The organism is Staphylococcus massiliensis, assembly GCF_043186315.1.
In the GTDB taxonomy this organism is placed as follows: domain Bacteria; phylum Bacillota; class Bacilli; order Staphylococcales; family Staphylococcaceae; genus Staphylococcus; species Staphylococcus massiliensis.
In genome coordinates, this window is record NZ_CP171119.1 from 1,870,160 (window position 1) to 1,883,388 (window position 13,229).

Consider the following 13,229-nt stretch of genomic DNA (forward strand, 5'->3'; position numbering starts at 1 on the left):
AATATGAACATTAAGATAACCACTAAAGAAACCTCCTATTGTAATGATTAGATTCTTGAATTTAAACTTTATATTATCATATAAAAGATTTATAATAAAAATAATATATGTGAATGTGGGACTAATTGGGGAAAAGGTTGTAATGCTTAAGGAGTAAGGCTATTTGTGATATTACCCTGGATAGCCTACGAAATTTTAACGCTGATTAATGCTCATGACTAGACTCATGCCACGTAAAAATTCTCATTTCATTTAGAAACACCTCACATTTTTTACTACGGTGGTCTTATCCACCCTGAAACTTGTAGCTTTTAACGCCTCCCACATATCTAGGCATAAAAAATACACCCCTAAGGGTGTATGTGTATATATAAGAAATCCTACATCAATTTGAAGTATCAAGTTTTTTGATTCATTATGCTTTTTAAACCATTCCAGTTCCTCCTCTTTTGATTTAAAATAAATATTATCAAAAAACCTTGCTTTCTCTAAATCCTCATCCGTAGCATCTCGATGTGAATTCATGTGTTTTTATTTAATTCTCTTTCTATAAAATTCATAAATATCACCTCTTAATATTAATATCTAAACATAACTTAATTATGAAGAAAATACTCTAGTAAAAGTTGTTTAAGTTTTAGCTAAACATTGATTTTAACTCGAGTAATGAAATTAATTAAGCATATAAAAGAAAACCACTAATAAGAATACGTATATTATAATAAATATAATTAAGGTTACTAGAATCTTCTTTAATAAGCTTACTTTTTTTAATTTTATATGAGCTATTGTTAAGGAGATGGCAGATGCTATCATTGAAAATAGTATAAGTATAAGTGTTTCTAAATGATCATCCAAAATCATATTATTTTGCCACCCCTTACTATAAATACTTCCTGGCAAGATCCCTTTGGTAATAACTCCTCTACTACCTTCTTTAATTCTAGATTTTGAAGATTATAACTAGTTATAGAATTTTCAATATGTTGATTTAAAGAAATATTATAATCTAATCTATAAGTTGTACGAGATAAAAGGTTAGATACAGGGCTAATTAAAATACTCATTGTCAACACCCCTTTAAAATTCCTTAAATATATTACACTACTAAATTTTAATAAAAAGAATGCAGAATGCTATATGAATATAAAAAAGCCATGACCTATATTTAGAATCATGACAAGGTAATATAAAACAATAAAAATGTAGGATAATGCTAAAGAGGATTTTGACCGCTATATCAAAGAAGTTTTTTAAGACTTAGTTGCCCAAAAGTTGCCCATTTTATACAATTATTAACTCTTTAAGCATAATAGTTGCCCATGATAAAACAATGTAAAAAAACAAGTATCAAATATACTTTAATAAAATTTATAACCCTTAAGGGAGCAAAAGGGAGCAGTCTTTATTATAAATTCTAAAAATTCTTATCTGCTCCCTTTTAACTACCATTAATAAAAAACAAACAAAAATCCCTTGAGGCCATGCGCCCCAAGGGATTTCCTTATATCAAAACTAATTAATATTGTTTTAAATATTGCTCGCGTTCCCATTCACTAACTTGCGTGCGGTAATAGTCCCATTCGATTGATTTAGAGTTAATGAATTGGTTAAAGATGTGGCTACCTAAAGCGTTCTTAACAACTTCGTTTTCACGCATAGCTTTTAAAGCAGTGTAAAGAGTTGAAGGTAAGTCTTCTACACCGATTGCTTCACGTTCTTGTCGGTTAAGTTCGTAAATGTTTTGGTTAACTGGTTCTGGAACTTCTAAGTTATTCTTAATACCGTCTAAACCAGCTTCTAATACAGCTGCTAATGCCATGTATGGGTTCGCTGCTGGGTCAACTGAACGAACTTCAACACGTGTAGATAAACCACGTGAAGTTGGAACACGTAATAATGGTGAACGGTTCTTACCACTCCATGCAATGTAACATGGTGCTTCGTAACCTGGTACTAAACGCTTGTATGAGTTAACAATTGGGTTACATACTGCTGTGAAACCACGTGCGTTTTTAAGAATACCAGCTGTGAATTGGTAAGCTTCTTTAGATAATTGTAATTCGCCTTCTGGATCGTAGAATGCGTTTTCTTTACCTCTGAATAATGAAACGTTGAAGTGCATACCACTACCGTTTACACCAAATAAAGGTTTAGGCATGAATGTTGCATGAAGATTATGTTGACGTGCAATTGTTTTAACAACTAATTTGAATGTTTGAATGTTGTCACAAGCTGTGATTGCATCAGCGTATTTGAAGTCGATTTCGTGTTGACCAGGTGCAACCTCGTGGTGACTTGCTTCGATATCGAAGCCCATGTCTTCAAGTTCTAATACGATATCACGACGGCAATTTTCACCTAAGTCTGTAGGCGCTAAGTCGAAGTAACCACCGTGGTCGTTAAGTTCTAATGTTGGTTCACCTTTTTCGTCTAATTTGAATAAGAAGAATTCAGGTTCAGGCCCTAGGTTGAAGTCTGTGAAGCCCATATCTTCCATTTCTTTAAGAACACGTTTTAAGTTACTACGTGGGTCACCTTTGAATGGTTCGCCGTCTGTGTTATAAACGTCACAGATTAAACGTGCAACTTTACCTTGTCCAGCAGTCCATGGGAAGATTACCCAAGTATCTAAGTCTGGATATAAGTACATATCTGATTCTTCGATACGAACGAAACCTTCGATTGAAGATCCGTCAAACATCATTTCGTTGTCTAATACTTTTTCTAATTGACTTACTGGTACCTCAACATTTTTAATGATACCTAAGATATCAGTAAATTGTAATCTTAAGTATCTTACATTTTCTTCTTCTGCAAATCGTCTAATGTCATCTTTAGTGAATGTGCGCTTTGGCATAATTCATATCCTCCATTATACATTTATTTGATAAAACGTGATAAATCGCCACGATTAATCGGCAGTGACTCTCTTTTAGGTTTTTGAGTCGCATCAACAATCATCTGGTTTCTTATACGTTGTTCATCTTGTGATAAATCGCCATAATCATCATTAAGGATTTGTTTAATTCCTTTTAAGTTAAACCCTTTTTCAATTAAAGACTTTATCTTTAAAAGCAATTCCAAATCGTTCATCGAGAAGAGGCGTTTATTACCCTCTGTACGTTTAGGTTTAATCAGTTCATGTGTTTCGTAGTATCTGATTTGTCTTGCTGAAAGTTCTGTCAATTTACTCACGACACTCATCGGAAAGACAGGCATATTACGCCGAACCGCATCATTCGTCATCATACCTATCTCCTCCTTGTTGAACTTGTACTAAATTTAGCACAAAAAAATACATATATCAAAAATATGTAAGGTTTTCTGACATGAGTAAAGATTGTTGATGTTATTTTAAAATTTCCCTTGTAAAAGCAAAATAAACACTACTAAACAATAAATTCATTTTCAAATTAGTTTTCTTTTTAATTTAAAAGGCCTTTCGAAATGAAAAAGTTAACAACCTAAGACTTCTTCAAATGGAAAAGTTAATAGTTTAGGGCTTTTAAAATGAAGAGAGTTAATACCCTAGGGCTTTTAAAATGAAGAGAGTTAATACCCTAGGGCTTTTAAAATAGAGAAAGTTAATACCAAAGGTTTTATAGAAAGGAGAGAATTATACCATAGGGCTTTTCAAGAAGAAAAAAGCGTTAAGATAGCTCAACTACCCTAACGCTGCATCCATTATGATATTAGACCTTGATCTTGAAGTTTCTTAACGGCACGCATGACTGCAATCTTGACGTGCTCATACGTTAAACCGCCTTGCACGTACGCTTCGTATGGTGGACGTATTGGGCCATCTGCCGATAACTCGATGGAAGACCCTTGAACGAAGGTTCCAGCTGCCATAATCACATCGTCTTCATAACCTGGCATGTAGCTTGGTTCAGGACTAAAGTGTGCGTTAACTGGAGATGCGTGTTGGATGCTTTGGCAGAATTGAATCATTTGTTCTTTCGTATCAAAAGTCACGGTTTGAATAAGGTCAGTGCGTTTCGCGTTGTATTTAGGTGATGTTGTCATATTGACCTTTTCAAGGAGGAGACTTGTAAACAGTGCACCTTTCAAACTTTGTGCAACGACGTGCGGCGCCATGAAGAAACCTTGATACATCTCATGAAGTGAGTATAATGACGCACCTGCTTCTTTACCAATGCCTGGCGCTGTTAAACGGTAGCCGCAGCGTTCAATTAAGTCTTGTCGACCTGCGATGTAGCCGCCTATCTTAGCTAAGCCGCCACCTGGATTCTTAATAAGCGATCCCGCAATAATATCTGCACCGCACTCGATAGGTTCTGTGCGCTCTACGAATTCACCGTAACAGTTATCGACGAACACGATAACGTTAGGATGCTTCGACTTAATGGTTTGAATAATCGCTTCAATCGCATCAATATCTACAGATGGGCGTTGATCATACCCTTTCGAACGTTGTATCGCAACGACTTTCGTCTTGTCATGAATGCTATCTAAGATTTGCTCTGTATCGAATGCGCCATCTTTAAGCGGTACGTCTTGGTAACTGACGCCGTACTCTTTAAGGCTCATTACACCGTTACCATTGATACCAATCACTTCTTGCAATGTGTCATAAGGTGTCCCTGTGATATACAATAATTCATCGCCTGCTTGAAGTATGCTTTGAAGCGCGATGGTAATGGCGTGCGTTCCTGAAATAATTTGAGGTCGTACGAGTGCATCTTCTGCTTTAAATGTGCGTGCATAAATTTCTTCTAAATGATCACGCCCGAAGTCGTCGTAACCGTAACCCGTCGTGCCCAATAAGTCACTTTCAGAGACTTTAACCGCGTGAAAGGCATCGAGCACCTTTTCTTGATTGTATAAAGAAATCGCATCTACTTCTTTAAAATATGGCGCTAATTCTGATTCAACTGTTTCTACTAACTGGTTCATATCTTTCATATAACATACTTCTTTCTATTTGTTTTTGTAGCCTTGGATGGTATACGTTTCGTCCGCTTCGTTAAATTCTAAATTTGTGACGAGCGTGTTCTGTTTTAAAAAGTAAAGTCGAGACGCTTCTGAGCTTGAAAGCGTTTCTTCATAGTAATCGAGTGTGTCTTTGATGCAATCGAATACTAAATCTTTAACGTGATGTATGTCTGACTGGTCTTTTGATGAGACGAAAACGTTAGGATGCTCTGATATCGGAGCTTCCCCTGTACACAAATCTTTCTTATTGAAAATGACTGCTTGGGGAATCGTATCCATGTCTAAGTCTTTGATTAAGCGGTTGACGGTATCATACTGCGTCTTGTAATTGTCATGACTCGCATCAACGACGTGAAGGAGTAGGTTCGCACCCTTAGCTTCTTCAAGTGTAGATTTGAAGGCTGCGATTAATGTTGTCGGCAGCTTCTGGATGAATCCTACTGTGTCGGAGATAATTAGGTTAAAGCCATTATTAATTTGAATACGTCTTGTTTTAGGGTCGAGTGTCGCAAAGAGTAAATCTTTCTCGTAAGTCGTTTCGTCTGCAAGTGTATTAAACCAAGAGGATTTGCCGGCGTTTGTGTAGCCAACTAATGCGACGTGGAATACCTCGTTTTGGATACGTTTGTTACGGTAACGTTCACGATGGTTCACGACTGTTTGAAGTTGATGTTTGATTTCATTCATACGCGTACGGATGTGACGACGGTCCATTTCAAGCTTTGTTTCACCTGGACCTCGAGTACCGATACCGCCACCTAGACGAGATAAGGATTTACCATGACCTTGTAGGCGTGGCAGTAGATAATCGAGTTGAGCATATTCAACTTGAAGTTTACCTTCTTTACTTTTCGCACGGAGCGCAAAGATTTCTAAGATGAGCTGCGTTCGGTCGATGATCTTAACATTGAGTGTGTCATTGAGGTGTTTCGATTGCGCTGTTGTGAGTTCATCATTGACTACAACGACATCAATGTCGTTCATTGTTACGAATTCATTTATTTCTTGTAATTTGCCTTTTCCTACATAATATTTGTGATCAAATTGGTGTCGATTCTGCGTAATCTGACCACGTACGTCTAATTGACATGTATGAGATAGCGCATTTAACTCAGCCATCGTTGATTCAAAGTCAAATGTCTGATCCTCCTCACTATCTACACCGATTAGACAAGCCGTTTCCTTATGTTGTTTCGTTTCTAACGGTTTTAGTTGTGACAAATTATTCACCACATTTCTATAAATATATCCCCCATATTTTAACATAGTGCATGAATAAAGACGAACACGCCTTAATGTGTTAAATTATTGTTAAGAGGTGGTTTAAAAATGAGTCTATACGATATTGAAGTAAAAGACGCTAAAGGAAATGATTATTCATTAGAAAAATATAAAGATAATGTACTTTTAATTGTTAATACAGCGAGCGAATGTGGATTCACACCCCAATTTGACGGCCTTGAAGAGTTATATGATACATATAAATCAAAAGGCTTTGTTGTATTAGGTTTTCCGTGCAATCAATTCGGTGGACAAGAACCAGGATCTGGTGCAGAAGCCATGCAAAATTGTAAATTAAACTATGGTGTTTCTTTCCCTATGCATGAAAAGGTCGATGTAAAAGGCGAGCACCAGCATCCACTTTTTAAATTCTTAACTTCTGAACAAAATGGCTTTTTAAATGATAAAATTAAATGGAACTTTACGAAATTCTTAATTGACCGAGACGGCAATGTCGTGAAACGCTTTGCCCCTCAGAAGAAACCTAGTCAAATTAAGGATTACATTGAAAAGTATTTATAATTCTATATATTTGAGTTGTGAGTCAAGGCTTTGTAGTAGCGCCTTGACTTTTTTATTTAGTTAAAAGGCGGAGTAAAGGCTGATGGCGTGATACGGCGGCGTTATGCGATTGTTTTGAATTTCTTTCGCATAACGAACCCCTTATGCGATTGTTTTACTTTTCTTTCGCATAACGGCTCCGTTGTGCGATTGTTTTTATTTTCTTTCGCATAACGAACCCCTTGTGCGATTGTTTTTATTTTCTTTCGCATAACGGCTTCGTTATGCGATTGTTTTTATTTTCTTTCGCTTAACGAACCCCTTGTGCGATTGTTTTTATTTTCTTTCGCATAACGGTATCCAGCACATGTTACATTGTTTGTTTCAGTCTTTGTAACATGGCTTCCTTGTTACATTGTTTACCTCAGTCTTTATAACATGGCTCCCTTATTACAATGTTTCATAAATCTTTGTAACATGGCGTCCTTATTACATTGTTTACAACAGTCTTTGTAACATGGCTCCCTTATTACATTGTTTACCTCAGTCTTTGTAACATGGCGCCCTTATTACATTGTTTACAACAGTCTTTGTAACATGGCGCCCTTATTACATTGTTTCAAACAGTCTTTGTAACATGGCGCCCTTATTACATTGTTTCATAAATCTTTGTAACAACGGGCGCCCCACCATATCCCTGTTTCAAATTCTCATAATAACTCGGCATTAGACCCATACGCCCACTATCACTCCAGCCCCTCAAACAAAACAAAAATCCCAAGACACTTAAATGTCTCAGGATTTTATACCCAAATTTTTATAGTTCGCACAATTTCGCACAATTGATATTTAATTCAGCTGAAAAAGGTTGAATTAAGCTTCTTCAACGAATGTACTAATCGCATGTTTATAGATTAAATGGTTTTTACCTTGTGAGAGTAAGTTTACAACTTCTTGGTCAAAGCCTGCCACTGTACCTTTCATTTGGAAACCATTTAAAAGGAATACTGTGAGTTCACTTTCCTCATTTTTAAACTTTTCTAAAATTTCGTCTTGAATGTTTTGATTTGCGATCATGTTCAATTTCTCCTTTTTTTAATTTGGGCAGTAACCTCATCTAACATCAATGAAAGCGTCATATTTTCTTTATCTAACCAATGAACATTTAGCTTATTTTTAAACCAAGTCATTTGACGTTTGGCATAATTTCTGGAATGTTGCTTCAACTTACTTACAGCGCTATCGAAATCGAGTTCATCATTCACTACAGGCACAAGTTCTTTGTAACCAATTGCTTGCATACTCTGACATGATTCATAACCTTGTTCTATGAGTTCTTGGACTTCATTCATTAAACCATGAGACAACATAATATCAACACGTTTATTTATTCTATCATATAATGTTTCGCGCGACATTTCTATCCCTAATAATAATGTATCATAATTTTCAGTTAATTGTACTGTTTTCTTTCGATTACTTAAAATTTTTTTCGTTTTTAAGTAATACTTAATCGCGCGTTCAACGCGTACACGGTTATTAGGGTGAATATTCTCTTTAGATACAGGGTCAAATTCACCTAAATAATGATGAAGTGCCTCATTATCAAGCTTACTTAATTCATCCATTTTCTCATTTACTTTTGCCATATGTTCATCGCTCACGGCTTCTTCATCAAAAGGATAATCATAAAGGACGGACTGAATGTATAGGCCAGTCCCTCCCGCGATAATCGACGTTTTGCCACGACTTGAAATATCCTCAATTAATGCTTGAACACGAACTTTAAAGTCATAGACTGAAAATGACGCATCAGGCTCCATGATGTCTATCATGTGATGAGGAATGCCTTTCATTTCCTCTTTTGTCACTTTAGCAGTACCTATGTCCATCCCTTTATAGATTTGCATAGAGTCCCCACTAATAATTTCACCATCTACGCGTTTTGCTAATTCAATACTAAATTCAGTTTTCCCAACACCTGTTGGACCAACGATGACAATTAAAAATGGCTTTTTCTCTTTATCTACCATTCATGCATCACTCACTTTGAAATTTTCTAACAATTTGCTTATCAATCCATTCAAACATATGTTTAAGTACAACGTCATTGTCCTTTTCGAAAAGAATTTCATGACGCTTCTTACGATATAATTGTACAGTTATATGTTGAATGTTTCCTTTCTTGAAAAGACGTCCAAGATTACGTACACCTATTCCATAATCACCAAACGGATCGTCTTTACCTGAGATCATTAACACAGGTAAATCAGGATTCATTTTTTGAATGTTTTTAATTCGTGCTGACTTCATCATACTTTTAACAGTTTCATAAAGCAGTTGGTTGGATACTTTAAAACCAGCATATTGGTCTTGGTCAAATTTTTCCACATCTGCGCGCACACTTGTTAACCAGTCATTGACTGATTTAACTGGCTGAAAACGCTTGTTCAATGATTGATACAACTGTTTGTTGATAATGTCTAACTTGCGTCTTTTACCAGTAAATATGGCACATAATTTTAAACCGAACATTGCAGGGTACCCCTTCCATTTAGGAAAGTTACCAGTTCCACTTAAAATTAAGCCGTTTAAAACGTCTGGATATTTAATGGCATACATACGCGCTACAATAGAACCCATTGAATGACCGATTACAATATATGGTAAACCTTCAGGAAAGTCAGGAAGAATCGTTTCATAAATTTCTAAAGCATCATCTACAAGACCTTCTAAAGAATCGTAATACCCGCGTGTCTTTTCATCGATGTCTTTACCATGACCACGTTGATTATGACGAATCACGTAATAACCTTGTAAGTTAAGTTCATGTGCAATTGCGTCATAACGATCCATGTGCTCAGCCATACCATGTATGATATGTACGACTCCAACGGGATCCATTTCACATTTATCAACTTTAACTTCTAACGTCGTATTATCTTGAACAGTTATTTTAAAATAGTCATGCTGGCGCATTTGTATTCTCCTCACTTAATACGATAATTTTAAAATTTGGCTTAACAATAATATAACCCGTCTATTTAAAATTAATCAAATCTAGAAGAGAACGTTAACTATTTTTCATACAAAACATTATAAAGGATTTAATGGATATTTCAAGGTATTAAATAACATTTTAAATTAACTTGTACAATTCTTTTGAATCGACTATACTTAAAGTGTAGACAATGCAAGACCTGGCTTTTCTCTCTGTTTTAGCTTAATTGAGGAGGTGCACGCCTGCCCTCTTGAAACATGATGTTAAGTCCCTTTTCTCTGAGCCCACACGTTATTGTTCCACTTATTATGATTAATCTTACTTTGCTTCAGCAACAAATGTAACAATTTCCATTTTTAAATTAAATAATAACGTTAAAAAAGCTGTGGCAATCATCCACAGCTTTTATTTTATGCTTTTTTGACTTTTTTAATAAGTAATGGATAACAAAGCGCAAACACGGTCATTAACGTCAAGATGATTGCGATTGGTGATCCGAAGAAGATGTCGAAAATATTATTATTACTCGTTATTAAGCTTTTTCTAAAGTTTTGTTCCATATCAGACCCTACAATTGCAGCTAAAATCAATGGCGCAACTGGAAAATCTAAAATTTTCAAGACTAAACCAATTACTCCAAAGATAAGTAAAATATAGAAGTCAGTAACGCTATAACCGAGCGTATACGTTCCTACGAAAGCTAAGATCAAGATAATTGGATATAGCACTTTCGGCGGTGTACGCAGAATTTTGAGTAATAAACCAATCAATGCGATATTTAAAATCACTAAAAAGATGTTTCCAATAAACATACTGTTAATAAGTGTCCAGATGGTTTCGGGTTCATTTTCAAAAAGAAGCGGACCAGGTTGTAAACCTAACATCACGACAGCTCCTAGAATGACAGCAGTAGTACCTGAACCAGGAATCCCCATTGTTAAAAGCGGAATCAAAGCACCTACAGACGCCGCGTTATTGGAAGCTTCTGGCGCAGCTACCCCTTCAATGGCACCTTTACCAAATTGATCCTTGTTTTTGGAAATTTGCTTTTCAGTGGAGTAACTTAAAATCGATGCAATTGATCCACCTGCACCTGGTAACACACCGATTAAAAAGCCTATAGGACTTTGGCGCAACATTGTAAAACGTGTTCGTTTAATATCTTCTTTACTCAGCTTCATTGTACCTAGGTCAGTGTTTGGTGGATTCAATGCGTCTAAATGTACATAGTTGTAAAACACTTCTGCGACGGCATATACACCGATAATCACGACTAAGAAGTCGATACCTTCGCTAAGGTGTGTAATATCAAAAGTGAAGCGATGGACGCTTGTTTGTAAATCTACACCAACTGTACTAATCATCAAACCGATACACGTTGCAATCAAACCTTTAACCATCTTTCCAAGGGATAGTGACACGATCGTCGACAACGTGAATAAGAACAAGATAAAGTATTCACGAGGTCCAAACTTTAAGGCTAAATCGGATAGTGGTTGAGCTAAAAAGATAAAGCCAATCACAGCCATTAAGCCACCTACAAGTGATGCGACTGCAGAAATCGTCAACGCTTTACCTGCTTGTCCATTTTTCGTCATCGGATAACCATCAAAGGTTGCAGCTATCGCCGAACCATCCCCCGGTGTATTTAATAAAATCGAACTTCTTGAGCCACCATACATAGCGCCGTAGTAGATTGAAACCATTAAGATAAGCGCACTAACTGGCTCCATACCGAATGTAATCGGAATTAATACCGCTACCGCTGTAGCAGGTCCTAAACCAGGCAACATACCCACTACTGTTCCAAGAAATCCACCTATGATAACCCAAAGTATATTCATTGGATGTAGCGCAGTTTGTAAACCTTCCATAAAACTATTTAAATCAAATCCCATAGTAATCCCCCTTTCTCCCTACGGCAAACTCACGCCGAGTAATACTGAAAATGTGTACCATAAAACAGTTGAGAATATAATTGAAACAACAATATTGAGTAGCCACTTTTTATGACCATTCACTAAAAACATTATGATGCCTAAAAATAGAATCGTAGAAATAAGAAATCCCACGCGTTCAAAGATCAACGCATAGACCACGATTGTTACAATCGAGCCTACTAACAACTTCAAAGTTCTCTGATTTAAAAATGGCTTAAAAAAGTCGAAGCGCTCATGACGTTTCCTAAATTCTTGAAACAAATAAACCACGCTCATGATACATAGAATCGACCCTACTATAATTGGGAAATACATTGGACCATTCGCATCTCCAATTCGAGCTTTCGGTAAATTTAATGAAAATATGAGATAAATCATACCAACCAAAATTAAGATGATCGGTGTCACATAACGAACCATAGTCACATCCCCCTTTAAAATCCTGCTTCATCTACTAAGCGTTTATATTTCTTACGTTGTTCTTTAAGGAACTTCTCAGATTCTTTGCTGTCTTTGTAAAAATCATCCCAGTTTTTGTTCTCACGTAACGTTTGCCAACTCTTAGTTTTAACGACTTTAGATAACGTTTTATCCCAATAGGCACGCTCTTCATCAGTCATATCTTTAGGTCCCATAACGCCACGCCAATGCGGAAAGACCATATTGACCCCTTGTTCCTTCCAAGTTGGCACATCTTCTAATCCTTTAATACGTTTATCAGATGTCGTCGCAAGTACACGTAATTTCTCCGTTTGATGTTGTTCTTTCACTTCGGAAATGGCAGTTGATGCGATATCAACATGACCTCCAATTAAGGCAGTTTGAAGGTCGCCACCGCTTTTATATACAAGTATGTTTAACTTCTCGACATCAACACCGTACGTTTTCGCGGCTTGAACAAATGCCAAGTGGTCGTTATTGCCTAAACCAGGCGCCACACCAATTGTTAGCGATTTAGGATCTTTCTTTAATTTCTCCATCGCTTCTTTACCTGATGTTAACTTTGATTGATTTGAAGCTGAAAGACTGATCCACTCCGTTGCAAGAATCGCTAGCGGCGTAAATGATTCATTCGATAATTCACTTATTCCTAATTCCTTATTCGACAGAATTAAGCTCGAATTTATTGCAATGTGGTGAGCGTCTTTAGTCGACAAATATTGCCATCCAACTTCGCCACCGCCGCCAGGTTTATTCACTACAGTGATATTTTGGTCAGCTAAGTTTTCTTCCTTCATAATCTTTTGAATCGCTCGCGCTGTAGTATCCCAACCTCCACCTGGTGATGCTGGCGCAATGATTTCGAGTGTCTTATTAGGAAAAGCACCATTAGAAGCTTTAGGCTTTTCATCGGATTCTGATTCAGTTTCTTTCTGATTGCAACCGACTAACCCTAAAGCAAGTATTATGACACTTAAGAAAGCGATATACTTTCTCATATGTATCCCCTCCACCTCTGTTTAGTTTTATACGTTTATATTATCAGAATATTTTGAAATATGTAATCACTTTTACGCTTTCTAAATATATTTATTATAGAAAAACGA

12 protein-coding genes are annotated in these 13,229 nt (G+C 36.4%); 1 reads left to right on the forward strand and 11 read right to left on the reverse strand.

Features of this window, described 5'->3' with window-relative positions:
- Nucleotides 1-860: 860 nt before the first annotated feature.
- The 5 genes from ACF3N8_RS09070 to hflX form a co-directional block, all read right to left on the reverse strand.
- Nucleotides 861-1,067 (reverse strand): hypothetical protein, encoded by a 207-nt coding sequence (locus ACF3N8_RS09070; RefSeq protein ID WP_009381833.1) that lies wholly within the window; start codon nucleotides 1,065-1,067, stop codon nucleotides 861-863.
- Between the two features lie 452 nt (nucleotides 1,068-1,519).
- A complete protein-coding gene (gene glnA / locus ACF3N8_RS09075) occupies nucleotides 1,520-2,860 on the reverse strand; it encodes a type I glutamate--ammonia ligase (RefSeq protein WP_009381831.1) in 1,341 nt (446 codons plus the stop codon).
- A 23-nt stretch (nucleotides 2,861-2,883) separates the two neighbouring features.
- Nucleotides 2,884-3,252 carry a MerR family transcriptional regulator gene (locus ACF3N8_RS09080; protein WP_392449842.1) on the reverse strand — a complete coding sequence of 123 codons (369 nt, stop codon included), beginning with the start codon at nucleotides 3,250-3,252 and terminating at the stop codon, nucleotides 2,884-2,886.
- Between the two features lie 435 nt (nucleotides 3,253-3,687).
- Nucleotides 3,688-4,929 carry a methionine gamma-lyase family protein gene (locus ACF3N8_RS09085; RefSeq protein ID WP_017176551.1) on the reverse strand — a complete coding sequence of 414 codons (1,242 nt, stop codon included), beginning with the start codon at nucleotides 4,927-4,929 and terminating at the stop codon, nucleotides 3,688-3,690.
- A 15-nt stretch (nucleotides 4,930-4,944) separates the two neighbouring features.
- Complete coding sequence (hflX, locus tag ACF3N8_RS09090) at nucleotides 4,945-6,180, reverse strand: GTPase HflX (protein ID WP_009381825.1); 1,236 nt, start codon at nucleotides 6,178-6,180, stop codon at nucleotides 4,945-4,947.
- A 108-nt stretch (nucleotides 6,181-6,288) separates the two neighbouring features.
- Here hflX and ACF3N8_RS09095 point away from each other — a divergent pair, with 108 nt between their 5' ends.
- Nucleotides 6,289-6,762, forward strand: a complete 474-nt coding sequence (locus ACF3N8_RS09095; RefSeq protein WP_009381824.1) for a glutathione peroxidase — start codon at nucleotides 6,289-6,291, stop codon at nucleotides 6,760-6,762.
- Between the two features lie 852 nt (nucleotides 6,763-7,614).
- Here ACF3N8_RS09095 and hfq read toward each other — a convergent pair.
- From hfq to ACF3N8_RS09125, 6 genes are all read right to left on the reverse strand, one after another.
- Complete coding sequence (gene hfq / locus ACF3N8_RS09100; RefSeq protein WP_009381823.1) at nucleotides 7,615-7,818, reverse strand: RNA chaperone Hfq; 204 nt, start codon at nucleotides 7,816-7,818, stop codon at nucleotides 7,615-7,617.
- 2 nt (nucleotides 7,819-7,820) lie between these two features.
- Nucleotides 7,821-8,774: a tRNA (adenosine(37)-N6)-dimethylallyltransferase MiaA gene (miaA, locus tag ACF3N8_RS09105; protein ID WP_392449843.1), complete on the reverse strand. Its 954-nt coding sequence runs from the start codon at nucleotides 8,772-8,774 to the stop codon at nucleotides 7,821-7,823.
- A gap of 7 nt (nucleotides 8,775-8,781) precedes the next feature.
- A complete protein-coding gene (locus tag ACF3N8_RS09110; RefSeq protein WP_009381819.1) occupies nucleotides 8,782-9,720 on the reverse strand; it encodes an alpha/beta fold hydrolase in 939 nt (312 codons plus the stop codon).
- Between the two features lie 432 nt (nucleotides 9,721-10,152).
- The gene (locus ACF3N8_RS09115; protein WP_392449844.1) at nucleotides 10,153-11,640 is read right to left on the reverse strand and encodes a tripartite tricarboxylate transporter permease; all 1,488 of its coding nucleotides are present in this window, start codon (nucleotides 11,638-11,640) and stop codon (nucleotides 10,153-10,155) included.
- Between the two features lie 18 nt (nucleotides 11,641-11,658).
- Nucleotides 11,659-12,102, reverse strand: a complete 444-nt coding sequence (locus ACF3N8_RS09120; protein ID WP_238093534.1) for a tripartite tricarboxylate transporter TctB family protein — start codon at nucleotides 12,100-12,102, stop codon at nucleotides 11,659-11,661.
- A 14-nt stretch (nucleotides 12,103-12,116) separates the two neighbouring features.
- Entirely contained in the window at nucleotides 12,117-13,121 is a 1,005-nt protein-coding gene (locus tag ACF3N8_RS09125) for a tripartite tricarboxylate transporter substrate binding protein (RefSeq protein ID WP_009381813.1), read from the reverse strand.
- Between the last annotated feature and the right edge of the window lie 108 nt (nucleotides 13,122-13,229).

Excerpts from the sequence above, each read along its gene's own strand:
- ACF3N8_RS09070 (WP_009381833.1), bottom strand. The coding sequence starts at position 1,067 with ATGAGTATTTTAATTAGCCCTGTATCTAACCTTTTATCTCGTACAACT.
- glnA (WP_009381831.1), bottom strand. The coding sequence starts at position 2,860 with ATGCCAAAGCGCACATTCACTAAAGATGACATTAGACGATTTGCAGAA.
- ACF3N8_RS09080 (WP_392449842.1), bottom strand. The coding sequence starts at position 3,252 with ATGATGACGAATGATGCGGTTCGGCGTAATATGCCTGTCTTTCCGATG.
- ACF3N8_RS09085 (WP_017176551.1), bottom strand. The coding sequence starts at position 4,929 with ATGAAAGATATGAACCAGTTAGTAGAAACAGTTGAATCAGAATTAGCG.
- ACF3N8_RS09095 (WP_009381824.1), top strand. The coding sequence starts at position 6,289 with ATGAGTCTATACGATATTGAAGTAAAAGACGCTAAAGGAAATGATTAT.
- hfq (WP_009381823.1), bottom strand. The coding sequence starts at position 7,818 with ATGATCGCAAATCAAAACATTCAAGACGAAATTTTAGAAAAGTTTAAA.
- miaA (WP_392449843.1), bottom strand. The coding sequence starts at position 8,774 with ATGGTAGATAAAGAGAAAAAGCCATTTTTAATTGTCATCGTTGGTCCA.
- ACF3N8_RS09110 (WP_009381819.1), bottom strand. The coding sequence starts at position 9,720 with ATGCGCCAGCATGACTATTTTAAAATAACTGTTCAAGATAATACGACG.
- ACF3N8_RS09115 (WP_392449844.1), bottom strand. The coding sequence starts at position 11,640 with ATGGGATTTGATTTAAATAGTTTTATGGAAGGTTTACAAACTGCGCTA.
- ACF3N8_RS09120 (WP_238093534.1), bottom strand. The coding sequence starts at position 12,102 with ATGGTTCGTTATGTGACACCGATCATCTTAATTTTGGTTGGTATGATT.
- ACF3N8_RS09125 (WP_009381813.1), bottom strand. The coding sequence starts at position 13,121 with ATGAGAAAGTATATCGCTTTCTTAAGTGTCATAATACTTGCTTTAGGG.